This window comes from Segetibacter koreensis DSM 18137 (assembly GCF_000374045.1).
Taxonomy (GTDB): Bacteria; Bacteroidota; Bacteroidia; order Chitinophagales; family Chitinophagaceae; genus Segetibacter; species Segetibacter koreensis.
Genome location: NZ_KB893386.1, coordinates 1 through 26,342, shown reverse-complemented (window position 1 = coordinate 26,342; position 26,342 = coordinate 1). Strand labels below are relative to the sequence as shown.

The 26,342-nt window shown below is 37.5% G+C and carries 23 protein-coding genes; 18 read left to right on the top strand and 5 right to left on the bottom strand.

Annotated features, from left to right (window positions below; genetic code table 11):
• The first annotated feature begins 10 nt into the window (after positions 1–10).
• The 7 genes from argC to argH all read left to right on the top strand — a co-directional run bounded on the left by argC (position 11) and on the right by argH (position 7,289).
• Complete coding sequence (gene argC, locus B154_RS0126335; protein WP_018617353.1) at positions 11–1,069, top strand: N-acetyl-gamma-glutamyl-phosphate reductase; 1,059 nt, start codon at positions 11–13, stop codon at positions 1,067–1,069.
• A gap of 65 nt (positions 1,070–1,134) precedes the next feature.
• A complete protein-coding gene (locus B154_RS0126330) occupies positions 1,135–1,497 on the top strand; it encodes a four helix bundle protein (RefSeq protein ID WP_018617352.1) in 363 nt (120 codons plus the stop codon).
• Positions 1,498–1,548: 51 nt separating this feature from the next.
• Positions 1,549–2,724 (top strand): aspartate aminotransferase family protein, encoded by a 1,176-nt coding sequence (locus B154_RS0126325; protein ID WP_018617351.1) that lies wholly within the window; start codon positions 1,549–1,551, stop codon positions 2,722–2,724.
• 123 nt (positions 2,725–2,847) lie between these two features.
• Positions 2,848–3,858 carry a Rossmann-fold NAD(P)-binding domain-containing protein gene (locus B154_RS0126320; protein WP_018617350.1) on the top strand — a complete coding sequence of 337 codons (1,011 nt, stop codon included), beginning with the start codon at positions 2,848–2,850 and terminating at the stop codon, positions 3,856–3,858.
• Between the two features lie 29 nt (positions 3,859–3,887).
• Positions 3,888–4,679 carry an acetylglutamate kinase gene (gene argB / locus B154_RS0126315; protein ID WP_018617349.1) on the top strand — a complete coding sequence of 264 codons (792 nt, stop codon included), beginning with the start codon at positions 3,888–3,890 and terminating at the stop codon, positions 4,677–4,679.
• On the top strand, positions 4,679–5,767 hold the full coding sequence (locus B154_RS0126310) for a M20 family metallo-hydrolase (protein ID WP_018617348.1): 1,089 nt from the start codon (positions 4,679–4,681) through the stop codon (positions 5,765–5,767). The genes argB and B154_RS0126310 overlap by 1 nt, the downstream gene beginning before the upstream one ends.
• Before the next feature lie 190 nt (positions 5,768–5,957).
• Positions 5,958–7,289, top strand: a complete 1,332-nt coding sequence (gene argH / locus B154_RS0126305) for an argininosuccinate lyase (RefSeq protein ID WP_018617347.1) — start codon at positions 5,958–5,960, stop codon at positions 7,287–7,289.
• A gap of 4 nt (positions 7,290–7,293) precedes the next feature.
• Here the strand turns inward: argH and B154_RS0126300 are convergent, their stop codons facing one another.
• A complete protein-coding gene (locus tag B154_RS0126300) occupies positions 7,294–7,719 on the bottom strand; it encodes a DoxX family protein (RefSeq protein WP_018617346.1) in 426 nt (141 codons plus the stop codon).
• Positions 7,720–8,199: 480 nt separating this feature from the next.
• Between B154_RS0126300 and B154_RS0126295 the strand changes: the two genes are divergently transcribed.
• The 8 genes from B154_RS0126295 to B154_RS0126260 all read left to right on the top strand — a co-directional run bounded on the left by B154_RS0126295 (position 8,200) and on the right by B154_RS0126260 (position 20,253).
• Complete coding sequence (locus tag B154_RS0126295; protein WP_157580973.1) at positions 8,200–9,249, top strand: efflux RND transporter periplasmic adaptor subunit; 1,050 nt, start codon at positions 8,200–8,202, stop codon at positions 9,247–9,249.
• A 47-nt stretch (positions 9,250–9,296) separates the two neighbouring features.
• Positions 9,297–12,470, top strand: a complete 3,174-nt coding sequence (locus B154_RS0126290; RefSeq protein WP_018617344.1) for an efflux RND transporter permease subunit — start codon at positions 9,297–9,299, stop codon at positions 12,468–12,470.
• Between the two features lie 40 nt (positions 12,471–12,510).
• The gene (locus B154_RS0126285) at positions 12,511–13,806 is read left to right on the top strand and encodes a TolC family protein (protein WP_018617343.1); all 1,296 of its coding nucleotides are present in this window, start codon (positions 12,511–12,513) and stop codon (positions 13,804–13,806) included.
• 180 nt (positions 13,807–13,986) lie between these two features.
• A complete protein-coding gene (locus tag B154_RS0126280) occupies positions 13,987–15,129 on the top strand; it encodes a methionine aminotransferase (protein ID WP_157580972.1) in 1,143 nt (380 codons plus the stop codon).
• 739 nt (positions 15,130–15,868) lie between these two features.
• Positions 15,869–16,228 (top strand): PadR family transcriptional regulator, encoded by a 360-nt coding sequence (locus B154_RS0126275; protein ID WP_018617341.1) that lies wholly within the window; start codon positions 15,869–15,871, stop codon positions 16,226–16,228.
• Positions 16,229–16,280: 52 nt separating this feature from the next.
• Positions 16,281–18,476 carry a PspC domain-containing protein gene (locus tag B154_RS0126270; RefSeq protein ID WP_018617340.1) on the top strand — a complete coding sequence of 732 codons (2,196 nt, stop codon included), beginning with the start codon at positions 16,281–16,283 and terminating at the stop codon, positions 18,474–18,476.
• Positions 18,477–18,770: 294 nt separating this feature from the next.
• Positions 18,771–19,859 (top strand): glycine cleavage system aminomethyltransferase GcvT, encoded by a 1,089-nt coding sequence (gene gcvT, locus B154_RS0126265; RefSeq protein ID WP_018617339.1) that lies wholly within the window; start codon positions 18,771–18,773, stop codon positions 19,857–19,859.
• 28 nt (positions 19,860–19,887) lie between these two features.
• A complete protein-coding gene (locus B154_RS0126260; protein WP_018617338.1) occupies positions 19,888–20,253 on the top strand; it encodes a septal ring lytic transglycosylase RlpA family protein in 366 nt (121 codons plus the stop codon).
• 33 nt (positions 20,254–20,286) lie between these two features.
• Here B154_RS0126260 and proB read toward each other — a convergent pair whose 3' ends face one another.
• From proB to B154_RS0126245, 3 genes are all read right to left on the bottom strand, one after another.
• Positions 20,287–21,321: a glutamate 5-kinase gene (proB, locus tag B154_RS0126255; protein WP_018617337.1), complete on the bottom strand. Its 1,035-nt coding sequence runs from the start codon at positions 21,319–21,321 to the stop codon at positions 20,287–20,289.
• Positions 21,322–21,596: 275 nt separating this feature from the next.
• A complete protein-coding gene (locus B154_RS0126250; protein ID WP_018617336.1) occupies positions 21,597–22,349 on the bottom strand; it encodes a ZIP family metal transporter in 753 nt (250 codons plus the stop codon).
• 153 nt (positions 22,350–22,502) lie between these two features.
• Entirely contained in the window at positions 22,503–23,432 is a 930-nt protein-coding gene (locus B154_RS0126245; protein ID WP_018617335.1) for an alpha/beta hydrolase, read from the bottom strand.
• Positions 23,433–23,625: 193 nt separating this feature from the next.
• Here B154_RS0126245 and B154_RS0126240 point away from each other — a divergent pair, with 193 nt between their 5' ends.
• Positions 23,626–24,363 carry a DNA-formamidopyrimidine glycosylase family protein gene (locus tag B154_RS0126240; RefSeq protein ID WP_018617334.1) on the top strand — a complete coding sequence of 246 codons (738 nt, stop codon included), beginning with the start codon at positions 23,626–23,628 and terminating at the stop codon, positions 24,361–24,363.
• Positions 24,364–24,504: 141 nt separating this feature from the next.
• Here B154_RS0126240 and B154_RS0126235 read toward each other — a convergent pair whose 3' ends face one another.
• Positions 24,505–24,786, bottom strand: coding sequence for a hypothetical protein (locus B154_RS0126235; RefSeq protein ID WP_018617333.1), 282 nt, complete (start codon positions 24,784–24,786; stop codon positions 24,505–24,507).
• A 242-nt stretch (positions 24,787–25,028) separates the two neighbouring features.
• On the opposite strand from B154_RS0126235, the gene recA reads away from it, so the two are divergent.
• Both recA and B154_RS0126225 read left to right on the top strand, forming a co-directional pair.
• Positions 25,029–26,030 carry a recombinase RecA gene (gene recA, locus B154_RS0126230; RefSeq protein WP_018617332.1) on the top strand — a complete coding sequence of 334 codons (1,002 nt, stop codon included), beginning with the start codon at positions 25,029–25,031 and terminating at the stop codon, positions 26,028–26,030.
• Between the two features lie 115 nt (positions 26,031–26,145).
• Positions 26,146–26,342, top strand: a 197-nt coding sequence (locus B154_RS0126225; protein ID WP_018616370.1) for a transposase, incomplete at its 3' end; no start/stop codon positions are given.

Below are 26,342 nucleotides of genomic sequence, written 5' to 3'. Positions count from 1 at the left end.
ACAAGTTTTAATGACAAATTTTGATACTTCCCTTTCTGAGGTTGGGGTCTCAAGCTCTTCTTTAGGGGCGGCGGGGCTTAAAGTTGGAATAATTGGCGGTGCAGGTTATACAGGCGGAGAGCTAACAAGAATTCTGATCAATCATCCTGCTGCCGAAATTGTTTTTATACATAGTAAAAGCAATGCCGGTAAGCCTGTAAGTTCTGTTCATGCAGATTTGCTTGGAGATACTGACATTACTTTTGCTGCTGACCTTCGTAGTGACGTTGACGTTTTGTTTTTGTGTGTTGGCCATGGAGATGCTAAAAAGTTTTTAGAGCAGGAAGCGGAAAAATTTAAGGGTGTAAAAATAATTGACCTAAGCCAGGATTTTCGTCTTGCCAAAAATGCAAACTTTAATGATCTAAATTTCGTTTATGGCTTACCTGAATTGAATAAAGAAGAAATAAGGTCAGCCACAAATATTGCCAACCCTGGATGCTTTGCTTCGGCGATTCAACTTGGATTATTGCCATTGGCAAAAGCCGGATTACTAAAAGATATTTATACAACCGGCATTACTGGTTCTACCGGGGCTGGGCAAAGTTTATCTGCAACGACTCATTTTAGCTGGAGAGCAAATAATATATCAGCTTATAAAACCCTAACGCATCAACACTTAAAGGAGATAACTCAATCATTACGGCAATTACAACCTTCTTTTGCCACTCAAGATGCGGGAAGCGGAGATATCTATTTTGTTCCCTGGCGCGGTGATTTTCCCCGAGGTATTTATATAAGCTCAACTATAGACTGCAATCTAACTTTGGAAGAGGTGAACAAGTTGTACCAGGATTTTTTTGCTGGGCAGCCATTTACCCATGTAAGTGATAAAATGATTGATTTAAAGCAGGTAGTAAACACAAACAAATGCTTAATTCATATTGAAAAAGCAGAAGATAAAATTGTTGTTCATTCAGCAATTGACAATTTACTAAAGGGCGCAAGCGGGCAAGCAGTTCAAAATATGAATTTAATGTTTGGTCTGGAAGAGACTGCAGGATTAAAATTAAAGGCGGGTTATTTTTAAGGTGGAAGGAGTAGGGTTAAGGGTATAAGGAGAAAACAGCACGGTTTATAAGAGAGGTATTATAAATGAGAGATTATAAGAAGTTGGATGTTTGGAAGAAATCACACGAGATGTATATGTTCATTAAAAAGGAAATTGCACCTAAGTTTCCGAGAGAAGAACGATACGAAACAACGTCGCAATTATTAAGAGCAGCTTTATCTGTTCCTTTAAATATTGTGGAAGGTTGCGGAAGATTTACAGATAAAGATTTTGCTCATTTTCTTGATAATGCTCTTGGCTCAATTAATGAAACTGATTATTGCTGTTATGCTGCCTCTGAGTTAGGATTTATAACCATTGAACAATATGAGTTGATAAATCAACTCGTTAATGAAGTACGAGCTATGCTCATTTCATTTATAAAATTTTTAAGACTTAAGAAATAATTAAAGTATTGGTATAAGTCCTTAAACCTTATGCCTTAAATCTTAAAACTAATGAATCTATTCGACGTTTATCCCCTCAATAACATTACCATCACCAGAGCCAAAGGTTCTTATGTATGGGATGAAAATGAAACGAAATACCTGGATATGTATGGAGGGCATGCCGTAATCAGCATTGGTCATACTCATCCTTACTGGGTTAAAAGAATTGAAGAGCAATTACATAAAATAGCTTTTTATTCTAATTCAATTAAAATTCCAATCCAGCAACAGTTGGCTGAAAAGCTTGGAAAAGTAAGTGAAAAAGAAGATTACCAGTTATTTCTTTGTAACAGCGGGGCTGAAGCAAATGAAAACGCTTTAAAACTTGCCTCTTTTCATAATGGTAAAAAGAAAGTTATCGCGTTCAGCAAAGCTTTTCATGGAAGAACTTCTTTGGCTGTAGCTGTTACAGACAATCCTGCTATTGTTGCACCTGTTAATGAGAACGGCAATGTAATTTTCCTCCCTTTTAATGATGAAAATGCTTTAGAAGAATATTTTGCAGCGTATGGAAATGAAATATCTTCTGTTATAATAGAAGCCATACAGGGTGTCGGAGGAATTATAGAGGCTACGGAAAGTTTTCTTCAAAAAATTCGCTCTTTGTGTGATAAGTATAATGCTGTTTATATTGCCGACAGTGTACAGGATGGATATGGCAGAACCGGACAATTTTTTGCTCATGATTATTCCGGCGTACGGGCAGATATTTATACTATGGCTAAAGGCATGGGTAATGGTTTTCCTATAGGTGGCATTATAATAGCTCCTCACATTAAACCAAAACACGGTATGTTGGGAACAACCTTTGGCGGAAATCATTTAGCATGTGCAGCGGCGCTTGCAGTGCTTGAAGTAATAGAACAGGAAGGCCTTATAGAAAATGCAAAGGATACAGGTGAATACTTATTAAATTGTTTGTCACGGATAAGTGGAATTGAAAACGTTCGCGGGCGTGGATTGATGATTGGTTTTGATGTTCCTGAAGAATTGAAGAACCTTAAAAAAAACCTGTTATATAATCATCATATCTTTACAGGAGAAGCAAAGCCAAATATCATAAGATTATTGCCATCACTTGCATTAACACGTGAGCAGGCCGACATCTTCATTGATGCATTACAACAAGAAATTGAAGCCCTTACGGTAAAGGGAGAAGAGAGCAACGCAAGCGGCATAAGGTAGTGACCCGATGAATAAGTGATAGCATATGATTTTGTGGTGAGAAGAGAAAAAGAAGTACAAGAGTGCGACGCAAGAGAAGGATAATAGTAGCAGGAAAGCTGATAACAAAAAAAGAATCAATTGATGAATGAAACTTCACAAACTATCTTAAAGCCTTCAGGAGGCTCAGCCAATTTTATTTCCGTTTCAGATGTCAGTGATATTAATGCCCTTGTTGATAAGGCGCTTACATACAAAACAAATCCTTACAAGGACAAGCATTTAGGTACAAATAAAAGAATTGGTTTATTATTTCTAAACCCCAGTCTACGCACAAGACTGAGTACGCAAGTGGCAGCACAAAACCTGGGAATGGAGACTATTGTTTTTAATGTTGATAAGGAGGGTTGGGCTCTCGAATTTGGAGAAGGTGCAATAATGAATGGTGCTACTGTTGAACATGTGAAAGATGCTGCCCCTATTCTTGGTAATTACTTTGATATTTTATGCATTCGCACATTTCCCGCCCTAAAAAACAGGGAGGATGATTACAGCGAGATGTACATTAACCAATTTATAAAATATGCAGGAGTTCCTGTAATAAGCCTGGAAAGCGCCACATTACATCCTCTACAAAGTCTGACAGATATTATTACTATAAAAGAGAGTCTCCTTAATGCTCCTTTAGAGATGAAGGATAAACCAAAAGTTGTATTAACCTGGGCACCTCATGTAAAACCATTGCCGCAATGTGTTGCAAATTCATTTTCAGAATGGATAAATGCATGGGGTGAAACTGATTTTGTTATTACACATCCGCAAGGGCTTGAGCTTGCTGATAAATTTACAAAAGGCGCAACAATAATACATAACCAAGACGAAGCATTGAGCGGGGCAGACTTTGTGTATGTTAAGAACTGGAGTAGTTATAATGATTATGGAAAGATGCATAGCAACGATGCAGACTGGATGCTTACAAATGAAAAATTAAAACTAACTAATAATGCTAAAGTGATGCATTGCCTGCCGGTGCGCCGGAACGTAGAACTTAGCGATGAAATTTTAGACGGTGCAAATAGCTTAGTAACAAAGGAGGCATCAAATAGAGTTTGGGCAGCACAGGCGGTTATTAGTGAGCTTTTAACCTTATCTTAGGCAGAAGAGAGAAAAAATTATTAATTGTAATGTCGAAGTTATTCGTTATTAAAATTGGTGGTAATGTAATTGATAATCAGGATGCATTACAATTATTTTTAAAAGATTTTGCTGCAATTCAGGAATATAAGATTCTGATTCACGGAGGAGGAAAAATTGCCACTAAAATCGGCGAACAATCAGGTATTCAATCAAATTATATAAACGGAAGAAGAATAACAGACGATGCAACAATTGACCTTGTAACAATGGTGTACGGAGGATTGGTTAACAAAAAAATAGTTGCACAACTTCAGGCACTTCTATGTAATGCAGTTGGTTTAACGGGCGCTGATGGCAATATTATTCCAGCTACTAAAAGACCGGTTAAAGATGTTGACTTTGGTTGGGTAGGTGATATTGAAAATGGAAAGTTACAAGTGGAAAATTTGAAAATGTTACTTGATGCAGGTTTTGTTCCTGTTTTTGCCCCTCTTACGCACGATGGAATCGGACATATTTTAAATACCAATGCAGATACAATTGCTTCATCTCTCGCTGTTGGTTTGTCAAAATACTATGATGTAAGACTGATCTATTGTTTTGAAAAAAAAGGCATTTTGCAAAATGTTGATGATAACAATTCGGTAATTAATGTAATAAATAAGGAAACTTACCAGCAGCTACTTGACGATGAGAAATTATTTGCAGGTATTTTGCCTAAAATTGATAATGCTTTCGCCGCTATAGATGCCGGCGTAAAAGAAGTACTGGTAGGCGATGCAAAAGACCTTATACAAAATACAGGAAAAAAAACTATAGGAACACTTTTTATTAAATAATGTCAATCGAATTATTATATAAAGAGGCAGTTGATTTATTGCAGGAATTGATATCAATTGCTTCATATTCAAAATACGAAGATGGAACCGCTGCTGCAATAGAAAGTTTTCTTAAGCAACGAGATGTTGAGATCCAACGCACTCTTAATAATGTATGGGCAGTTAACCGATACTTTGATTCAGCAAAGGCTTCTATTCTTCTTAATTCGCATCATGATACTGTAAAACCTAATCCTCAATATAATAAAGATCCTTTTACTCCAATAATTGAAGATGAAAAGCTATTTGGTTTAGGTAGTAATGATGCCGGTGGTAGCCTGGTGAGCCTCATTGCAGCTTTTCTTTATTTTTATAACAAAAATAATTTAAAATATAATCTTATTCTTGCAGCAACAGCAGAAGAAGAAATTAGTGGATATAATGGTATTGAACTGCTACTGGGAAATAAAGATTTTCGAAGTACATTAAACGGTAAGGAACCTGATTGTGCACTTGTAGGTGAACCTACTAAAATGAATTTAGCCATTGCAGAAAAAGGATTAATGGTGTTAGATTGCGTAGCACATGGCAAAGCAGGGCATGCAGCGAGAGAAGAAGGTGAAAATGCAATATATAAAGCTTTGCAGGATATCGATTGGATCCGTTCTTATAACTTTCCGCGAGTAAGTGAATGGCTTGGTCCGGTAAAAATGAGTGTTACGGTTATTAACACAGAAAACAAAGCTCATAACATGGTTCCTTCTACATGTAATTTTGTTGTAGATGTAAGAATAACCGAATTATACAGTCATGAAGAAGTATTTGAAACCATAAGGCAAAATGTAGCATGTGAAGTAATACCAAGAAGCATGAGAATTCGTTCTACAGGTATTGATGTAAACCATCCGCTTGTTCAGGCAGGAATTGGTCTTGGAAAAAGTTGTTATGGATCGCCTACCAGTAGTGATAAAGCATTAATGCCTTTTCCGGCTCTAAAATGTGGACCGGGCGATAGTGCTAGAAGCCATACAGCCGATGAGTTCATTTACCTTAATGAGATTAAAGAAGGTATTGAGGGATACGTGAAGATGTTGGAAAGGGTTTTGTAGTGTTACCGGTTGCACGTTACCACTAACTTACTAGATTTTTATCTGAATCTTTTAAAATAAAGAATCGCTCGACCTTTTTGAAAACGAGTATGATAATTTAAGGAAGTATATATTTTTTTATTCGAGGGGTAGTAATCAGTTGTAATGACTTTACCAACCCTGAAACAAGTAATCCCAAATATTTTTCACTTTGAAACTTTGGCAAAAAAACATAACAACATCTGAAGCGGTAGAAACGTTCACAGTAGGAAACGACCGTGAAATGGATATGAATCTTGCACCCTTTGATGTACAAGGTTCTTTAGCTCATATAAAAATGCTTGAAAGCATTGGTCTGTTGACAACAGAAGATTGGACTGTTTTGTCTGCAGAATTGAAAAAAATCTATAAAGAAATAGAATTAGGAGATTTTTCGCTTGAAGAAGGTGTCGAAGACATTCATTCGCAGGTAGAATTATTACTTACAAAAAGATTGGGCGAAGTCGGTAAAAAAATACATAGCGGCCGCAGTCGTAACGACCAGGTTTTGGTAGACCTTAAATTGTTTTTCCGAAGTGCAATAGAACAACTTGTTCAAAATATACAGCATGTGTTTCAACTTTTACAACAAAAAAGTGAAGCCTACAAAGATGAGCTACTGCCAGGCTATACACATTTACAGCTTGCTATGCCTTCGTCTTTTGGACTATGGCTGGGTGCTTATGCCGAAAGTCTTGTAGATGATGTTATTACTTTGCAATCAGCTTATAGAGTCGTTAATAAAAATCCCTTAGGTTCTGCTGCGGGTTATGGTTCCTCATTTCCTTTAAACCGTACATACACAACTGAACTGCTCGGTTTTGAAAATTTAAATTATAATGTCGTTTACGCTCAGATGAGTCGTGGTAAAAGTGAACGTATTGTTGCCCAGGCTTTAAGTAATGTGGCCGCCACACTTAATAAGCTAAGCATGGATTGTTGCCTGTATATGAATCAAAATTTCGGCTTTATTTCCTTTCCTGATGAATTGACGACAGGGTCTTCTATAATGCCGCATAAGAAGAACCCGGATGTATTTGAACTGATAAGAGCAAAATGCAATCAGTTGCAGGCCCTACCTAATGACGTTTCTTTACTTACCACAAATCTACCGTCAGGTTATCATCGAGATTTTCAATTGCTGAAAGAATACTTGTTTCCTGCATTTGCTACGCTCAATAGCAGCCTTAACATGATGCATCTTATGATCAGTAACATGAAAGTTAAAAAGGACTTGCTAAGCAATGAACAATACAAATATTTGTTTAGCGTGGAAGAGGTAAATAAGCTTGTATTGCACGGAATGCCTTTTAGAGATGCTTACAAAAAAGTAGGATTAGAAATTGAAGCCGGCAACTTCACTTATTCAGCTACTGTCAATCATACTCATGAAGGAAGTATTGGAAACTTATGTACAAAAGAGATTGAAGAAGCAATGAATAGCGCAATTGATTCATTTCATTTTGAAAAGTATCATGCTGCAATACAAGAGCTATTAGTATAGCAGTTTATCTTCTTCTGCCTTTTCCACCGGCAATAAGGTGATCTATCGAAAATTTACCTGCGCCTATGAGTAAAAGACCCAAATAGATCAGCAGGTACATCAGAGCTAATTCTTTTTTTGCAAAAGGCTGTCCGCCATGAGCAATAAATATTGCAGTAAACATATTTATGATAAGCGGAATGGCTGCTAGTCTTACAGCGAGGCCGAGAATTAGTAAAACAGAACAAATAAATTCAGCAAAGACAGATAATATCAGTGAAGGGGTAGCACCTATTCCAAACGGGTCGGCAAATTTTACATGCCCCGACATTAGAGATTGGAGCTTTGGAATTCCGTGTGTCAGCATAAATAAACCTATTGCTACTCTTGCTACAAATAACCAAAAATTTACCGCATTACTATTTATATTTGTTGACAGTGTTCTTTTCATAAGCATCTATTTATAATGATAACATTACTAGCAAAAAAACGAGTTGCGCTAAAATAGGGCCAATTGTTAGTTTTTTAATTTTTTTAAATCAAGTTGTTATGATTATAGCCCCTTCTTTAGGGATAAAAAACCGCATCTTCTTGTAGAGCTTCACTTTGTCGTTAAGAAGATTTGCCGATGAACTGAGCGTAGCAACAATATGTAATTATTATTCAATGGCTGGTTTAAAAAATAAATTCTTGTAAAAATATTGCAGTCAGGAAGCAAGGCCAGCATTTACTTTGTTTTTTTAAAACAAACCAATAAAACTGTCATCCAATTAAACTTTTAACTTTGGTTTAATGTAATACTTCTATTATTTTCAGCTTTGCAATTTATATTCACCTTTTATGTATTTAGGATGCTTCAGGCATTTCAGCAGCTCTAAAACCATTCTTTATCTTAGGAGGCGCATTTCACTGCAACTAATTTTTTTGGCAAATGAAGTCTATTTTACCCATAATGTTCTTTACAGGTTTTATTGCATTTTCGTGCAAACAGAAAAAAGAACCATCGGCGCGAAGAGCAGATGGCCCTACCGTGGTGGATGTTATTGTGGCGACTGCACAATCAATATCGAGTACTGTTGAGGCCAATGGAACTATAGTTGCAGGAGAATATGTTGAATTGCATCCTGAGATAAACGGGCGGCTGACTTATCTGAATATACCGGAAGGAAAGTATGTAACAAAGGGAACAATAATTGCCCGGATAAATGACGCAGATCTTCGAGCTCAAATGGGTAAACTAAAAGTGCAGCTTGACCTTGCAAAAACTACAGAGCAGCGATATGGGAAGCTGTTAAAGATAAATGGTATAAACCAGGCAGACTATGACGTGGCGCTTAACCAGGTAAATAGTTTAGAAGCTGATATAAATGTATTACAGGCCCAAATTGATAAAACTATTCTTAGGGCTCCTTTCAATGGCATTGTCGGTTTAAGACAAACAAGTCCTGGTGCTTATGTAACGCCGACCAGTGTACTTGCAACTATACAGCAGGTTAACAAGGTGAAAGTAGATTTCACCGTGCCGGAAGAATATGGAAATATTATTCGTAAAGGTGATTATGTAACTGTAGAAGTTGATGCCGCCAGGCACAAAAAACAAAAGGCGTTGATAGTGGCAACTGAGCCACAGGCAAACACCACTACGCGAAATCTGCTTGTACGAGCGCTTTTAGAAGACGGAACAGCTAACCCCGGGGCATTTGTAAAGGTTTACATAAAAGCGGGTACAGATAAAAACAGCGTACTTGTACCTGCAACCGCCATTATTCCTGAGGATAAAGATAAAACACTGGTAACCGTAGTACAAGGTAAAGCAAAGTTTGTAAAAGTTGAAACCGGTGTAAGACAAGCCAGTAATGTAGAAATAACCAGCGGAATAAAAGAAGGCGACTCTGTTGTTGTCAGCGGTGTGTTATTTACAAGGCCAAATGCGCCTGTAAAAGTTAGGTCAGTTAAAGAATTGGCTGATTTGACTCTATAAATTACTTGTGATCCTTGTTCTTATTATTTATGTATAGTTAACATTCGATGAATATATCAGAATTATCATTGAGAAGACCGGTACTGGCAACTGTAATGAATATTGCTATTGTATTGTTTGGTGTCGTGGGATTTACGTTTCTAGCCGTTAGAGAATATCCTGCGATTGACCCACCCAATGTCAGTGTTTCTACCAATTATACTGGTGCCAATGCTGATGTGATAGAGAGCCAGATAACTGAACCGCTCGAAAAGCAAATAAATGGAATACCAGGTATCAGGTCCATTTCATCTTCAAGCCAATTAGGGTCAAGCCGCATAAATGTTGAATTTAATCTTGATGTAAACCTCGAAACCGCCGCGAATGACGTCCGGGATAAAGTTAGCCAGGCGGCGCGAAATCTCCCACAAGATGTAGATGCACCGCCGGTAGTAAGTAAAGCGGACGCAAACAGCGATTTCATTATATTATTGGCTATACAAAGTCCTTCAAAGGGCTTGCTGGAACTCAGCGATTATGCTGAAAATGTATTGCAGCAGCAGGTACAGACTATTGATGAAGTAAGTGCTGTAAATATATTCGGGCAAAAGCGGTATGCAATGCGTATATGGCTACAACCTGATAAACTCAATACGTATAATGTTGCTTTCAATGATATACAAACTGCTCTTGAAAAAGAGAACGTAGAGATACCTGCCGGTAAAATATATGGCAATAACAGTGAACTTACCATTAGAACATTGGGCAGATTAACTACCGAAGAGCAGTTTAAAAACTTGATAATAAGGGCGGATAGTACCGGTATTGTAAGAATGGGCGACGTAGCCAAAATAGAACTTTCCGCTGAAAACCTCGAACAAAGCTGGAAATACAACGGCGTATATGCGGTGGGTCTTGCAGTGATACCGCAGCCAGGAGCTAATTATATTAACATCGCCAATGAATTTTATAAACGGCTTGACGAAATAAAAAAGTCAAATAAATCAGATATTCAATTTCACGTATTAATTGATAATACAAAAAATGTAAGGCGGTCTCTGACAGAAGTTGAAGAAACTTTAATGATTTCGTTTGGACTAGTTGTTTTAGTTATATTTTTCTTTTTTCGGAATTGGCTTATTGCTATTCGTCCCTTAATCGATATTCCTATTTCGTTGGTGGCTACTTTTTTTGTGATGTATGTAGCGGGATTTTCAGTAAACGTGTTAACCCTTTTAGGTATAGTATTAGCAACGGGGCTGGTGGTAGATGACGGTATTGTAGTAACGGAAAATATTTTCCGAAAAATTGAAGAAGGACTTTCTGTAAAAAAAGCCGCTCTTGAAGGCAGTAAGGAAATATTTTTTGCTGTTATTTCCACCTCTATAACTCTTGCTGTTGTTTTCCTGCCTGTGATCTTCCTCCAGGGTTTTACCGGAAGTCTTTTCCGTGAATTTGGAGTGGTTGTAGCAGCGGCGGTTTTAATTTCTGCTTTTGTATCGCTTACCATAACACCTGTTTTAAACGTTTACCTTACAAAGACGAACAGCGGTCACGGAAAATTCTATGAGAGAACGGAGCCCTTCTTTCAAAATATGGAAAATGGCTACCGGCGTATCTTAACAGGCTTTATGAAAGTAAGATGGCTTGCGTGGGTTATAGTAGCCGTCTGCGGAGTGATGATTTACCTGCTGTATAAGTCCATACCCAGCGAGTTAGCACCTTTGGAAGATAAAAGTTCTATTCGGGTAAACCTTACTGCTCCCGAAGGTTCCAGTTATACATTCACCAAAAATGTAGCAGAAAATGTAGTTCGTTATTTACAGGATTCTATTCCTGAAAGAGATTTTACTTTTGTTGCCACTCCGGGTTTCGGAGGCAGTGGCTCCAATTCTGCAAGTGCCAGGATCGGTTTAATAGAACCCGGAGAGCGTACCCGTTCTCAGACTCAAATAGCCTCCGAGTTAAACCGTAAACTTGCCAGGTATAATGATGTGAGAATTTTTGCAGTTGAGGAGCAGACGATTTCTGTCGGCTTAGGCTCCAGGGGTTCACTGCCAGTGCAGTTTATTGTTCAAAATCTTGATTTTGATAAACTAAAGGATGCTATTCCTAAATTTCTGGAAGAGGCACGAAAAGATAAAACTTTTCAAAATGTAGATGTTAATCTTAAATTTAACCGGCCAGAACTTGAGTTGACGGTGGATAGATTGAAGGCCAGAGACCTGGGTTTGTCTACCACTGATGTTGCCGGGGTAGTGCAGGCGGCTTTTAGCGGAAGGCGGCTTGCATATTTTTTGATGAATGGAAAACAATACCAGGTAATAGGGCAGGTAGAAAGAGAAGATAGAAATAAGCCAACTGATATAGACAGACTGTATGTAAGAAATAACCGCGGAGAAAACATACCCTTGTCTTCGGTGATACATCTCCAGGAAACCAGTAGTCCTCCAACTCTTTTTCATTACAACCGTTTCAAAGCAGCCACATTTTCGGCATCCCTTGCAGAAGGTAAAACAATTGGGGATGGTGTAAAAGCAATGGACGCAATTGGCCGAAGGGTACTCGATGAAAGCTTTCAGACATCTTTAGGTGGTCCTGCGAGAGATTATGTAGAAAGTTCTTCTAATACTGCATTTGCTTTCTTCCTGGCATTAGGGCTCATTTACCTTGTATTAGCAGGACAGTTTGAAAGTTTTACAGACCCTTTTACCATTATGATTACTGTACCGCTGGCATTGGCGGGGGCGCTACTAAGCTTGTGGCTTTTTGGGCAGACAATTAATATTTTTTCAGAAATTGGGATGATTATGCTAATAGGACTGGTTACAAAAAACGGTATTTTAATAGTAGAGTTTGCGAACCAGAAACGAGAGCAGGGCATGAAAAAGCTTGACGCAGTAATTGAGGCTGCCCAGCAACGTTTGAGACCAATACTTATGACGAGTCTTGCTACCTCACTAGGCGCCCTGCCTATTGCACTTAGTCTTGGTGCTGCCGCTACCAGCCGTGTTCCATTAGGTATAGTGATCGTAGGGGGGATTATTTTTTCTCTTATTCTTACCTTGCTGGTTATACCTGCGGTGTACACGTTTATATCAGGAAAACATAAAAAAGATGTAAACAAAGAGTACGATGAGGTAAGCAGTCACAGCCGTGAAAATCATAAAGATGGAATAAATTATGATGGAACACAAAGTGGTAAAACAGAAAAAAAACCTTTAATTATAACCGAACTGTAAATAATACTGAGCGCAGCTTCTGTTTCATAAAAAAATACGGATGAAGAGAGTTTTAGTTTTAGTTGTTCTTGTGCTTACTGCGGCCGAAATAAAAGCACAGGTACTTACCCTGGAAGAAGCTGTTAATATAGCATTGAAAAATAGTCTTGATATTCAAATTGCTAAAAATAACGAGCAGGCAAGCCAAATTAGTAATCATATAAGTGTTGCAGGAGGCTTACCAGTAATTAGCGGCACGCTTTCCGATAATCAATCGCTTACTAATTTAAATCAGAAATTAAATTCGGGAACTGTTATCAAACGACCTAACAACGTTAATAACGCTGTTAATGCAGGTATCAGCGGTAGCTATTTGCTTTTCAATGGCTTTCGTGTGTATGCTTCAAAAAACCGGCTGGCAGCTTTAGAAAGACAAAGTACGCAGGTGATAAATACTCAGATACAAAATATAATATCAGATGTAATGGTAAAATATTATGATATTATCCGGCAGGAAAGCTATATGAAAACCATACAGCAATCCATTGATGTAACACTTAAAAGAAAAGAAATAGTAGATGCAAGAAGAAGTGTTGGTCTCGCAAATAATGCTGATACATACCAAGCTCAGATTGATCTGAATGCAAGCCGGCAGGAATTACAATCGCAGCACCTTGTCTTATTACAGGCAAAAGCCGACTTAATGAATTTATTAACTCAAAGACCCGATAGCAGTTTTGCAGTTCATGATACTATTATAGTTGACAGTGCGTTAAATTTTGAAACAGTTAAGGAGAGTCTTAAACGCAATCCCCAACTGCTGTCAGCGGAGCAACAAATCAGGATAAATGAATGGATTGTGAAAGAAGTAGCTGCTCAACGATATCCATCAGTCTCACTAAATGGAGGTTTTAACTTTTCCCATAGTCAAAGCAGTGCGGGAAATGTTATATTAAATCAGAATTACGGACCTTTTGTCGGGGTTAGCGTTGCAGTACCTATCTTTAATGGTGGACTTTCAAAGCGACAGCAACAAGTAGCCGAAATAGATACAAAAAATGCAATATCATCACACACCATAATTAGCAATAGCCTAGAAACATCTGCTGTAAAATCATGGCAGGCGTATCAAAACAATTTACAGCAACTAAAAACTGAGCGTGAAAATAATAAACTCGCCAACGACCTTTTGCAGTTAACCCTTCAGCGGTACCAGTTATCCCAAGCAACAATAATTGAAGTAAGAGAAGCCCAAAGAAGTTTCGTTGAGGCAGGTTACAGGCTTATAAACTTGGCATACGCAGCAAAAACGGCAGAGATTGAATTAAAACGTTTGTCAAGTCAACTAGGAATATAAATTTAAGATTTCAACCTGGAGTCGGCTTAAAACAAGAAAGATTGATTAGTTCCATTTTTTATTGTAACCTGCTGTAATCTTAATAATCCTTATAAACTTTTCTTTTTTCTCCCCTCGTATTTACTCAGCAATAAAGCAAGCCCTTTATATTATTTTTGGCAAAATGGCTAAAAAATGAATATGGAAAGTAAGCTTCCAAATATGGGTACTACAGTTTTTACTGTCATGAGCCAACTGGCTTTACAATACAATGCAGTAAATCTTGGGCAAGGCTTTCCTGATTTTGATATGAGCGAAGAATTAGTGGAGTTGGTAGACCAGGCCATGAAAAAGGGATATAATCAATATGCTCATATGAACGGCTTGCCTTTGCTCCGCGAACGGTTAGCTGAAAAAATGAGGAGTTTGTATAATGCTAATATAAATCCGGAAACCGATATCACCATCACACCGGGTGGCACTTATGCTATATATACAGCATTAACAACGGTGCTGAAACCCGGAGATGAAGTAATTGTGTTTGAACCTGCTTATGATAGTTATATTCCTAACATTAAAATCAATGGAGCTGTACCGATTCTTATTCATCTTAAATTTCCAGGCTATTCTATACCATGGGATGAAGTAAGAAGTAAAATATCGGTGCGTACAAAAATGATAATGATTAATTCTCCCCACAACCCTACAGGAAGTGTGTTGACTAAAAACGATATTGAGCAATTAAGACAAATTGTTACAGGTACAAATATTTTTATCTTAAGTGATGAAGTATATGAGCATTTAATTTTTGATAAAATACAACACGAAAGCATTTTGCGATATGCAGATTTACTACAACGAAGCTTTGTTTGTTTTTCGTTTGGAAAAACCTACCATTGCACCGGCTGGAAGTTAGGCTACTGTGTTTCTTCTCCAAACCTAATGCAGGAGTTTAGAAGTGTTCACCAGTACAATTGCTTTTCTTGTCATACTCCCTCTCAGGTTGCTTTTGCACAATATTTAAAAAATGAAGAGGCTTATTTGCAGTTAGGATCTTTCGTTCAACGGAAGAGAGATTATTTCCAGCGCCTTATGTCTGCTACGCCCTTTAAACCTCTACAGAGTAGCGGCAGCTACTTTCAATGCTACAGTTTTAAGGGATTAAGTGAAGAAGGCGATAGAGAATTTGCTATAAGACTGACAAAGGAATTTGGGGTAACATCAATTCCGGTTTCAGCATTTTACCAGGATGAAAAAGACGATAAAGTTATTCGCTTTTGTTTTTGCAAAAAAGAAGAAACTCTTGCAAAAGCAGTAGAAAGGCTGGTTAGATTTAAAGTATAAAAAATAAAAGCGTCAGCGGGTAGAGATATGCAGCGGAGCGTTATAATCGTTACAATCAATTCATTAGAGTATCTATTATTCCTTCCATTTTTTATAAATCATCGTGCAACGCCAAATTCTAGACCACGGTTTCAAAAAGTTTTTTTTAAAGGCTTAGGGTGAATTTTTGAATTTAGGCGAAAAGGAAGAGTGTTTTTTAAGTCTGGCAAAGGTAAATTGAGAAGATTATTTTTATTATTAAAGTTTGATTAAAAAATAGGGGAAACAATTAATAAAAGTCTAATTAGTCGCAATTACAAAGGCAAGCGTTCGACTACTTTTTCTATTAAAATTCCCAAACTCGATTTATACTTTAGATCCGTCCGTCCTTGTATTTTACCGCTCATCACATTCTAAATAAATTTCTTTTTTTGTTATTTCTTCTAAAACCCTTTCTGGTACTGGCTTTCGTGCTATAACTACTAATGTCCTCTACCTACTACTAAAAAAAATATGGTACTTTATATTGCATAGTACTAAAAAATGTTGCATCTTTGTATTGTTAATGAGAAATAAAGCAATTAGAAGACAAAATAAAGAAGTGAAATAGGAGGAAAAAAGGGGTGAGTGAAGTGATATAAGTACAAGTGAGTGACACAACGATGTTCAATAGAACAGATATGGTTGAATAAAAAAAATAAAATTAAAAGACGGTTGCTTTTATACGCAGTTCTAAAAGTGACCAATAAAAACTCCGGTTATGAATATAGATAACACACAGAGCCAGATGCGAAAGGGGGTATTGGAGTTTTGCATTTTGTCCATCATTCGACAGGGTGAGGTTTACCCGAGTGATATTGTGGAGAAAATGAAAAATGCTAATCTCAATATTCTGGAGGGGACTCTTTACCCGTTATTGACAAGATTGAAAAACGCTGATTTTCTTACTTACAGATGGGTGGAAAGCAATAGTGGCCCTCCCCGCAAATATTTTAGCATGACAGAAAAGGGTCTTGCTTTTTATGGTGAGCTTGAGGCTACCTGGAACGAACTCGCTAACGCGGTAAATACGCTGACTGCAAGAAGTGAAACCATAAAAACAACAGAAAACCAACTTTAACCAACCAGGCTAACATAACGGGTAGCCGTTATACAGCATCAAAAATACAATTATGAAAAAGGTAATTAATATAAACTTCCAGGGCAGGGTGATACCGATAGAAGAAACTGCCTACGACATATTGAAAAGATATGTCGAAAGCCTCCGGTTGTTTTTTGCAAATGAGGAGGGCAAAGAGGAAATTATAAATGATATAGAAAGCCGCATAGGCGAATTGTTTGGAGAAACATTAAAGAAAGGCAGCACCTGTATAACTGATGCAGATGTAAATACCATTATAGATAGCATGGGTCGGCCTGAAGATTTTGAAGATGACGAGGCTAAGGTTCACGCTCGGTTAGGAGGCGAAAGTACGGGTCAACAATCTTACGGTTATGAGCAACGTGCCACAGAGGGCAGACGCTTATACCGCGATGAAAATCACAAAGTAATTGCAGGTGTATGCAGCGGTATAGCTAATTATTTCAATATTGATCCTGTAGTTATAAGAATTTTGTTCCTGGTAACGCTTGGTGTAACTCTTGTACCCTATTTAATATTGTGGGTAGCCGTGCCAAGTTCTGCGTCTACAGTTATCGGCTCTCAACGCAAGCGCTTGTTTCGCGATGCTGATGATAAAATAATTGCCGGTGTTTGTAGCGGACTGGCTAAATATTTCGCTATTAATGTATGGATACCCCGGTTACTTTTCTTAATTCCATTCTTTTCTTTTGTTTTTAACTCTGACCATTGGGGCTGGTGGAACTTCCCACACATATTAGGTTTGTCTTTTAGCCCGGGTTCTTTATTTGTGTATGTAATACTGTGGCTGGTGTTACCTGAGGCAAAAAGTGCAGCTGATAAACTGGAAATGAAGGGTGAAAAAGTCGATTTAAATAACATTAAAACAACAATTCAAAGCGACTTAGAAGGTTTCAAAGACAGGGCTCAGGTATTAGGAAGTGAAATAAAAGAAAAGGCGCAGGAGTTTGGAGAAACAATTGGAAAGAAAGGAAGGCAAATAGGTAGTGAAGCTGAAGCAGTAACAAGAAGAAGCAGGCGCGGATTAGGTGATATAATTGTTTTATTGGTTAAAATCTTTGCTTATTTCATTGTTGGATGTATAGTAATTTCACTTGTTATCGCGTTATTTTCTCTTGGTGTTGTTTTAACTAGCTTCTTGCCTACTAAAGATTACATTTTACGGAGTGGCTGGCAAAACCTGTTTGCATGGGGCACGCTTATTCTGTTTATCTGGGTGCCTGTTGTAGGTATTGTTACATATATTATTCGTCGCATTGCTAAAAAAAGGGGTAACAGTGGAATTATTCGCTCAACATTTATTTCTTTATGGCTGGTTGGTTTGTTTTGTTTAATTGGTTTAATTACATCTTTAAGCAATGATTTCAAGTATAGAAATTATCCGACAGAACAGGTTATTCCCTTATCAAATCCCGGGGTAGGCAAGCTTGAAATTAAAACCTTTCCTTTTGGCAGGTATTACAATCATAACTGGTTTAGAATGGAGCCCTTTGCATTTTTTGATGAGGACACAGTTTATGTAAGAAATATCCGATTGAGGATAGTAAAGGCAGATAACGATAGTTTTAAGGTAATGATGGTAAAGCTTACTAACGGCAGGACCAGGCAGGAAGCCGAACAAATAGCGTCTAACATAAACTTCAGTGCAACTCAACGAGACACTACTTTACTTCTTGACAGGGGAATAGCCATTACTACCCGGGATAAATTTAGAAACCAGCGATTAATAGTTACAGTAGCAGTACCGGTAGGTAAAAGAATATATATAAATGAAAAGGAAGGTTGGGGTGAGGGTTTTAGTTTTCATATGGGTAATGACAATAATTACTGGGATTGGGAGAATAATACGGAAAGTGGATCACAATGGTGGAGGCCGAACGTCGAGTATGTTATGACCGCGAAAGGCTTGGAGAGAGTTGATAAGAAAACAGATGAGGATAACAATGACAACGGGGATAATAGTGATGAAACTATAGAACAATACCGGAAAAGCAAAGAGCAGATGGAGAGGGAAAAAGAACAAAAATTAAAAGAATTGCAGGAAATAGACAGAGAGCTTCAAAATGCAACTGATAGTGGCAGGTATCATTATCAACCTGCAACCCCTGAAGTTCCGCCTGCAGCGCCGGTAGAGAAGAAAACAAAAGTAACAGCAATGAAAAACACCGCTGTTGCCGATGTGCCTAATGGAATACATGACGCACTTATGATAAAATTTGCGCTTTAAACTTGGTTGAAGTTGGGAATAAAGGCGCCGCCGCATGTATTGGGTAGCGCCTCCCCTCTTAAAGAAGCCTCTCTATTTATGAGGGGCTTTTTGTTTTTACCGTGCCGCCATTGTCAGTGAAACAAGTGGAGGCAGAAAAAATTTTAATTATTTGATCCGAACGACTTTTTATTGATATTAAAATAATCAGTTTCGACATTAATAAAGCTCTTTAACGAGTGATGGGAAGCTACTGCATTTCAACTCACGCCAATGCAAAAGCTTTCTCCTATTTTTGCCGCTTAAATTTCATGTATGAAGAATACTCCTTTTACAGAGAAGCATAAGGCGTTAGGGGCGAAAATGGCAGAATTTGCGGGCTACGATATGCCGATTAGCTATACAGGTATTAATGACGAACATGCGGCTGTAAGAAACAATGCGGGCCTCTTTGACGTGAGTCACATGGGTGAATTTATATTAAAAGGCGATAATGCCTTAGAATTGATACAAAGGGTAACTACGAACGATGCCTCTAAGCTAACATCGGGTAAGGCCCAGTATAGTTGCATGCCTAATGAAAGCGGTGGAATTGTGGATGACATTATTGTTTACTGCATCGAGGAAAATAAAACATATATGATTGTAGTAAACGCTTCCAATACAGATAAAGACTGGAACTGGATAAGCCGTTTTAATACCAATAATGTCGAGATGCACAACATAAGTGAAAAAACTTGCCTTTTAGCAATTCAAGGACCAAATGCTACTAAAATACTTCAGCCTCTTACACCAATAGACATTATAAACCTTAAATACTACACCTTTGAAAAAGGAACATTTGCCGGTGTTGAAAATGTATTGGTGAGTGCAACAGGTTATACTGGCAGCGGAGGGGTTGAAATATATTTTGAAGATAAAGATGATAATGCAGACAAAATCTGGAATGCGATATTTGAAATTGGTAAGCCACAAGGTTTAAAACCAATAGGACTTGGTGCGAGAGACACTTTGCGGCTTGAAATGGGGTACTGCCTCTATGGAAACGATATAGATGATACAACAACTCCTTTAGAAGGAGGATTGGCATGGATCACTAAGTTCACTAAAAATTTTACGGCAAAAGAAATATTAGAAAGGCAAAAGGCAGAAGGTGTAAGTCGTAAGCTGATTGGTTTTGAAATGATTGATAAAGGAATATCCAGGCACGGTTATGAAATTGATGATGAAAACGGAAATAAAATAGGAGAGGTTACCAGCGGAACACAATCTCCATCTTTGGGGAAGGCAATAGGTTTAGGATATGTTTCAAAAGACTATTCGGCGATAGGTTCAATCATTTATATTAAAGTGCGTGAAAAAAATCTGCAGGCTAAAGTGGTAAAATTGCCTTTTGTGCGATAAAGAGTAAACCAGGTAAAAAATTTTAAAAATGAATTTAAGATTAATAATATTCTTATTTATTGTTATCCTTACTACTTCCTGTGCCCGTAAAATAACTGAAACGGGGGTCGCGTCTTATTATGCTGATAAATTTCAAGGCCGGAAAACAGCAAATGGAGAAACTTTCAGGCAAAGAAAAAAAACTGCTGCTCACCGAACGCTGCCGTTTGGAACAAAAGTGACTGTAAAAAATTTATCAAACGGCCGAACAGTGAAAGTGCGGATAAACGACCGGGGACCATTTGCGAAGGGAAGAATAATTGATCTGAGTAAAAAAGCAGCTAAAAAAATAGGTATGGTTGATGCTGGCGTTTCAGATGTGGAGATAAGATATAAAGGACATGCTGGAAGGTAATAATAACCACGTTTAGGCCTGTTTCTTACAGTTTTAAAATATTACAATATCATCTGCATGGGCTGCCAACGCATTTTTTGCTGATAGCTGTTCAGCCATTTCCACAGCATCCAGTTTTACTTTTGCTACCCCAATTATATTTTCTTCTTCATTTATGAGCTGCACAACTTCGCCTGCAGAAAAAGAACCTTTTACGTCGTGTATGCCTACAGTAAGTAAACTTTTTCTGCTAAGCAAAGCCTTTTCGGCTCCTTTATCAACCCGTAAGCTGCCAATCGTAATAGATCCGCTAGCAAGCCATTTTTGACGCGCTTTTAAATTTGACTTTTTAGGTGTAAATGTGGTTCCTTGTTTTCCTGCTAAAGCAGCTCTCAGCGGGCTTTGACCTGACAGTCCGCTCATAACTACCTTTATTCCAAGAGAAGTAGCAAGTCTTGTAAAGGTGAGTTTTGAAACCATGCCACCAAGGCCAACCGAGCTCTTTTCTGTGTTTACGTAACCAAGTATTTTGTTGTCAATTTTTTCAACTAAAGGAATTATCCGTTTATCTGAATCTAAAAAGCCGCCAACAGAAGTGCAGATAATAAGTGTTTCTGCATCAAAGCCTATGGCTATTAATGTAGACAATTCGTCGTTATCAGAAAATTTTAACTCTACGTTACTTACAAGGTCATTTTCGTTTACTACAGGAACGATATTATTGTTCCAAAATTCATGGAACGTTTGTTTCAGTTGTAAAAATTGAAAACGGTTAGAGAAATGATGCCGCTCGCACAATGCCTGGGCAACCGTGAGATCATAGGCTGAGAAATATCTATGATACAATTGAATGAGGATCGGGTTGCCAACAGCAGCAGCCGCTTTTCGCTCTATAAGGGTTCCTTTGTAGTTTTTAATAAAAGATTTCCCGCTTCCAACCGCACCGCTTGATACCAATACTATGTTATGAGTTTTAGCCAACGCTGCAATTTCTTCTGCCAGTTTTTTAATAGTAGTTTCATCTATTTTGCCATCATCGCTGGTAATAACAGCAGTTCCTAACTTAATAACTAATACCGGTTTTTGCATGAATCAGGTTTTGTAAAAATGCAAATTTAACTACTGGCCTGTAAGCAAAAATATTTTGATTAAAAATGGAAATTGCATCGGCCTGTATTTCTACTTTGTATCTTGATTTTTTTTAAGGATGATAAAAGTGAGAAAAAAAATCTTCATGAAGAAAAAAATGGCATCGCGAAAGAATAAAGAAAATCGGTAACCGGTTACTGTTGTTAGATAATAATGAAAATAGAATAAGAATTAAGCAAGTAAAATTACAAGAAACAAATCAGTCGGCTGTCGTACTAAGGTAATTTGGTAAGAATAAATGCGCATAAAAATCCTATTACTGTTATAAGTCCTGCAAAGTTATGAGCTGTTTCAAAAGCTTCAGGAATCATGGTATCTGCAAGCATGGCAAGTATAGCGCCGGCAGCGATGGCAGTGGTAGCGGCGATAACATCTTTGCTAAATCCGTCGAAGATGACATAGCCACATAAAGAGGAAATACCGGAGATAACTGCTATTGCTGTCCAAAGTAAAAAAACATATTTTACAGACCTTTTGGCTTTTTTCATGCCAGCAGCGCTAGACAAACCTTCGGGAACATTAGAAAGAAAAATAGCAATAACAGCTACCATACTCACCGTGCCGCCTTTTATCATACTTACCCCAATCACTATTGATTCTGGTATTCCGTCAAGCAATGCTCCTACAGCTATTGCAGTTCCGCTTCCTTCTTGTTCACTTTCAGATGGCTGCTGTCCTCCAGATCGTTTTCTATGTTTTCCACCGCGTTTCGAAATAATAATATTTGCAATGGTATATATCAAAGCCCCACCGATAAAACCAATAGAGGTAGAGTCAAACCCTCCACCTTTATATGCCTCATCCATAAGGTCAAATGAAAGGGCAGAGATGAGAACGCCACTTCCAAAAGCCATAATACCAGCAATGAGCCGTTGAGGAATTTTTGAAAAATAGCCAACGCCTGCACCTATAATTAAAGCAGAGCCGGAAAGTAATCCCCAAAGACCTGCCTGTAACCAAAGAGGCATATTTTCTTTTTATATTAAGCTGAAAAAACTATTCCAATGTTTAGTATGGGTAAGAGTCGCATTATTGCAAAGAATAAACAAGATAATTTTAGTTGGAGAAATTAATATTTATACCGGAATGACCGCTACGAACGATATTATAGAAACTGACCTTCAGCACTTGCTAATTGTCTCCAAAACTTCTTCTATATAATGGAAATATATTGATAAGTGGCCTTCATTTTGTTTATAATGCATTGTATGGTTTGCCACTTGTTGTTCCACCGCTTCAGCATGTAGTCTTATTACAACATTGTCTTCATTGCCCCACCAGAAATGGACAGGTTGTTGAATGTCTTTCAAATGATAGCCGTAATCTTTAAAATATAATTGTGCCTCATACACAGCTCCTTTGCTTCCGTTCCTGCAGCCTTCTTGCAAGGTTGTTGCAGAAACATGCCTAAGGGTCTTAACATTAGTGATTAGTTGATGATCTGCCGCAGGCAATTTTGAAATTATTTGAGGAATAGGTTTAGAAGGTTTTTTACGCGAAACCAGGTTCATAAGAATCCTGCTAACAGAAGGAATATACCTGGCAGCTCCAAAGTAAAATTTGTTTCGATGCATTTTGCTAAAAACACTATCTGATGAAAAGCTAACCGTAAAAGCTGTAATGATAAAAACTGCTTGTATCATCTCTTTAAATTGATCAGCTATTGCTAAAGCAAAAGGCCCACCCCCGGACCAACACATAACCTTGCACTGTTTTATTTTTAAATGCTGTAATAAAAGGTTTACATCTTGGGCAAAAGAAATAAAATCGCCTGAAGGATTGAAAGTTGACAAACCCATTCCTGGTCGGTCTATAGCTATTAACTGTACCTTATATTGTAATAATAAAGTTTCTATATCAATACCATAAGCCGCCGGTAAGGAAGGTTCTAAACGTGAACTTGGAGTTCCATGAAAATATAAAACAGGTTGTCCATCTCCCGGACCGTATAGACAGTAACATAAGTCTCTCTCATCCGGCAGTTGAAAAATATGGCTGACATTGGGCGAACTGAGTTCTGTGTAAGAAAAAATGCAGCAATCCAATTTCAAGTTAAATATTAATACCAGGGCTAAGTAATTGCGACGCTTTAGATACATTTAGTGCCCAATTCGAAATTAGTCTATAAAAAGCCATGTGAGTATTATTTTAGAATAAGTTTTAAAAAATCTGTGCACTATACTTTCAAAACAAAATTGACGCCAGTGGTCTGCCTTTTGAATAAAGAACATAAAACTATTGTAAATGCCTGAAGGCCCTTCTATTGTAATTTTAAAAGAACTCGTTCAGCGGTTTAAAGGAAAAGAGATAGTTAAAGTTGAAGGAAACAGCACACTTGACATTCAGGAAATAGCAGGACAAACAATAACTGATTTTAAAAGCTGGGGAAAGCATTTTTTGATCTGCCTTACCAATTTTACCGTTCGTATACATTTTATGTTGTTCGGCTCATATCGTATAAACGAACAAAAAGAAACAAAACCCAGGTTATCTCTTCAATTTCAAGAAGGACAAATTAATTTTTATACATGCTCTGTTCAATTTATTACCGAAAATTTAGATGAAGTGTATGATTGGAGCAGCGATGTTATGAGCGAATTGTGGGATGCAGAAAAGGCGAAACATAAACTAAAGCAACAACCGGACACGTTGGTTTGTGATGCATTGCTGGATAAGCGTATTTTTTCAGGTGTGGGAAATATTATAAAAAATGAAGTTTTATTTAGAATAAGAGTTCATCCTGAAAGTGATGCCGGCGCTTTGCCTGAAGAAGTGCTGGAAGAAATGATTAAGGACGCCCGAATCTACAGTTTCGATTTTTTCGAGTGGAAAAAAAACTATGTTTTAAAGAAGCATTGGCTTGCTCATACTAAAAAGATTTGTCCCAGGTGCAACATCCCGTTAATTAAAAAATATGCTGGCACCACTAAAAGAAGAACTTTCTTTTGCAATAACTGTCAGGTGTTATATAAAAGAATTTAGCATTTTTGCCACTTTATTAAAATTATAAAAGGATGGTATAGTTAAAAAACTATTTTTAATATATAAATTAAAAGTAGGTTAAGTGACTACAAAAAGACTACCACTTGCGTAGATATTTTTGTAATCACTTTATAATAATGTTTATTTCTTTTGTTTACTAGTATCCTGACCTGCTCCGTAACTTCTGTTGGTTCCTTGTGTTGATGAATTGGAATTTTCTTTAGATGTCGCAGGGCTGGCCGAAGTATCAGGTTTTTCTGCCTCACTTTGACTGCCTGGGTCAGTAGGACCTGGCCGGGAATTTAAAACTTTGTTTTCATTTGAATTAAATCTTGTTGAATCAGAATTGCCTGTTGCTTTATCTTCAGGATTGGAGCACGAAGTAGCATATAATATTACCGTTAGCAGCATTAGTCTTTTCATAAAAAATAGGTTTATCTTTTTTCAATTATGCAATATTCAGTATCTGCAATAGTTTTGCCATAGCCTTTAATACATCTTCTGCTCATATAAAGATTACATGTTTACATTTTTCTACAAAACCCGCTGGTTCAAAAAAAGCTTCACAACGAAAAATATTAGTTATTAATACTAAAATTATTAGTGTTAATAACTTAATTATTATACCTTTGCCTATTCAATAATTTTGACAAAAATAAACTTGCATGAGCAATATTGAGAAGTTGAAAGCGCTAAAGCTTACAATGGACAAAATAGATAAAGATTTTGGTAAGGGAAGCGTGATGATGATGAATGAAAGGGCAAATGATGAACAGGAAGTCATATCGACCGGGTCAATAGGTTTAGATGTGGCACTGGGAATTGGAGGCTTGCCTAAAGGCAGAATAGTTGAAATTTATGGTCCGGAAAGTAGTGGTAAGACTACGATAGCAATACACGTAATTGCTGAAGCGCAAAAAAAAGGCGGTATGTGTGCCATTATAGATGCAGAACATGCTTTTGATAGTTCTTATGCACAAAAGCTGGGTGTTGACGTAGATAACCTCCTTATATCGCAACCCGACTATGGCGAGCAGGCTTTAGAGATAGCTGACAGGCTAATTTTATCAGGTGCATTAGATGTAGTGGTAATTGACTCTGTTGCAGCCCTGGTGCCAAAAGGGGAATTGGAAGGTGAAATGGGTGATAGCAAAATGGGATTGCAGGCAAGGCTGATGAGCCAGGCTTTGAGAAAACTTACTGCCACCATTAATAAAACAAACACTATTTGCATTTTTATAAACCAGTTGCGTGAAAAAATAGGCGTGATGTTTGGTAATCCTGAAACCACGACTGGTGGAAATGCGCTTAAATTTTATGCATCTGTACGTTTAGACATTCGTAGAATGACTCAGATTAAAGATGGTGATGAGGCTGTAGGTAATCACGTAAAAGTAAAAGTGGTAAAAAATAAAGTAGCGCCTCCTTTTCGTGCCGCTGAGTTTGATATCATTTTCGGGGAGGGTATCAGCAAGATGGGTGAAATAATAGATATGGGTGTAGAGCTCGGAATTATTCAAAAGAGCGGAAGCTGGTTTAGTTATGATGGCAATAAACTTGGACAGGGACGTGATACAGTAAAACAATTAATAACCGATAATCCTGAACTTGCTGCAGAACTGGAAGGTAAGATAAGGGGCAAAATAGCTGAGGCTAAGGTTGCTTAAATTTTTTGAAGCTGAATGCAAAGCCATTTTGACTGACCTCCTCCCATACAACTGGACCAATCTAAATTAGAAAAATCGGGTAATTACTGATAGATTTAAGAGCAGATTAATTACCATGAAAAAATCAAAGTTTACCGAAGCTCAAATTGTTTTTGCCATTAAGCAATCAGAGACTGGAGTTAGTGTGGAAGAAGTATGCAGAAAGATGGGTATTACGCAAGCTACTTTCTACAACTGGAAGAAAAAATATGGTGGCTTAGGCATTAGCGAACTTCGCAGATTAAAGCAATTGGAAGAAGAAAATAGCAAATT

Bases quoted from the DNA above. Each gene is read 5' to 3' on its own strand.
- argC (WP_018617353.1), top strand. From the start codon at position 11: ATGACAAATTTTGATACTTCCCTTTCTGAGGTTGGGGTCTCAAGCTCT.
- B154_RS0126330 (WP_018617352.1), top strand. From the start codon at position 1,135: ATGAGAGATTATAAGAAGTTGGATGTTTGGAAGAAATCACACGAGATG.
- B154_RS0126325 (WP_018617351.1), top strand. From the start codon at position 1,549: ATGAATCTATTCGACGTTTATCCCCTCAATAACATTACCATCACCAGA.
- B154_RS0126320 (WP_018617350.1), top strand. From the start codon at position 2,848: ATGAATGAAACTTCACAAACTATCTTAAAGCCTTCAGGAGGCTCAGCC.
- argB (WP_018617349.1), top strand. From the start codon at position 3,888: ATGTCGAAGTTATTCGTTATTAAAATTGGTGGTAATGTAATTGATAAT.
- B154_RS0126310 (WP_018617348.1), top strand. From the start codon at position 4,679: ATGTCAATCGAATTATTATATAAAGAGGCAGTTGATTTATTGCAGGAA.
- B154_RS0126300 (WP_018617346.1), bottom strand. From the start codon at position 7,719: ATGAAAAGAACACTGTCAACAAATATAAATAGTAATGCGGTAAATTTT.
- B154_RS0126295 (WP_157580973.1), top strand. From the start codon at position 8,200: ATGAAGTCTATTTTACCCATAATGTTCTTTACAGGTTTTATTGCATTT.
- B154_RS0126290 (WP_018617344.1), top strand. From the start codon at position 9,297: ATGAATATATCAGAATTATCATTGAGAAGACCGGTACTGGCAACTGTA.
- B154_RS0126285 (WP_018617343.1), top strand. From the start codon at position 12,511: ATGAAGAGAGTTTTAGTTTTAGTTGTTCTTGTGCTTACTGCGGCCGAA.
- B154_RS0126280 (WP_157580972.1), top strand. From the start codon at position 13,987: ATGGAAAGTAAGCTTCCAAATATGGGTACTACAGTTTTTACTGTCATG.
- B154_RS0126275 (WP_018617341.1), top strand. From the start codon at position 15,869: ATGAATATAGATAACACACAGAGCCAGATGCGAAAGGGGGTATTGGAG.
- B154_RS0126270 (WP_018617340.1), top strand. From the start codon at position 16,281: ATGAAAAAGGTAATTAATATAAACTTCCAGGGCAGGGTGATACCGATA.
- gcvT (WP_018617339.1), top strand. From the start codon at position 18,771: ATGAAGAATACTCCTTTTACAGAGAAGCATAAGGCGTTAGGGGCGAAA.
- B154_RS0126260 (WP_018617338.1), top strand. From the start codon at position 19,888: ATGAATTTAAGATTAATAATATTCTTATTTATTGTTATCCTTACTACT.
- proB (WP_018617337.1), bottom strand. From the start codon at position 21,321: ATGCAAAAACCGGTATTAGTTATTAAGTTAGGAACTGCTGTTATTACC.
- B154_RS0126250 (WP_018617336.1), bottom strand. From the start codon at position 22,349: ATGCCTCTTTGGTTACAGGCAGGTCTTTGGGGATTACTTTCCGGCTCT.
- B154_RS0126240 (WP_018617334.1), top strand. From the start codon at position 23,626: ATGCCTGAAGGCCCTTCTATTGTAATTTTAAAAGAACTCGTTCAGCGG.
- B154_RS0126235 (WP_018617333.1), bottom strand. From the start codon at position 24,786: ATGAAAAGACTAATGCTGCTAACGGTAATATTATATGCTACTTCGTGC.
- recA (WP_018617332.1), top strand. From the start codon at position 25,029: ATGAGCAATATTGAGAAGTTGAAAGCGCTAAAGCTTACAATGGACAAA.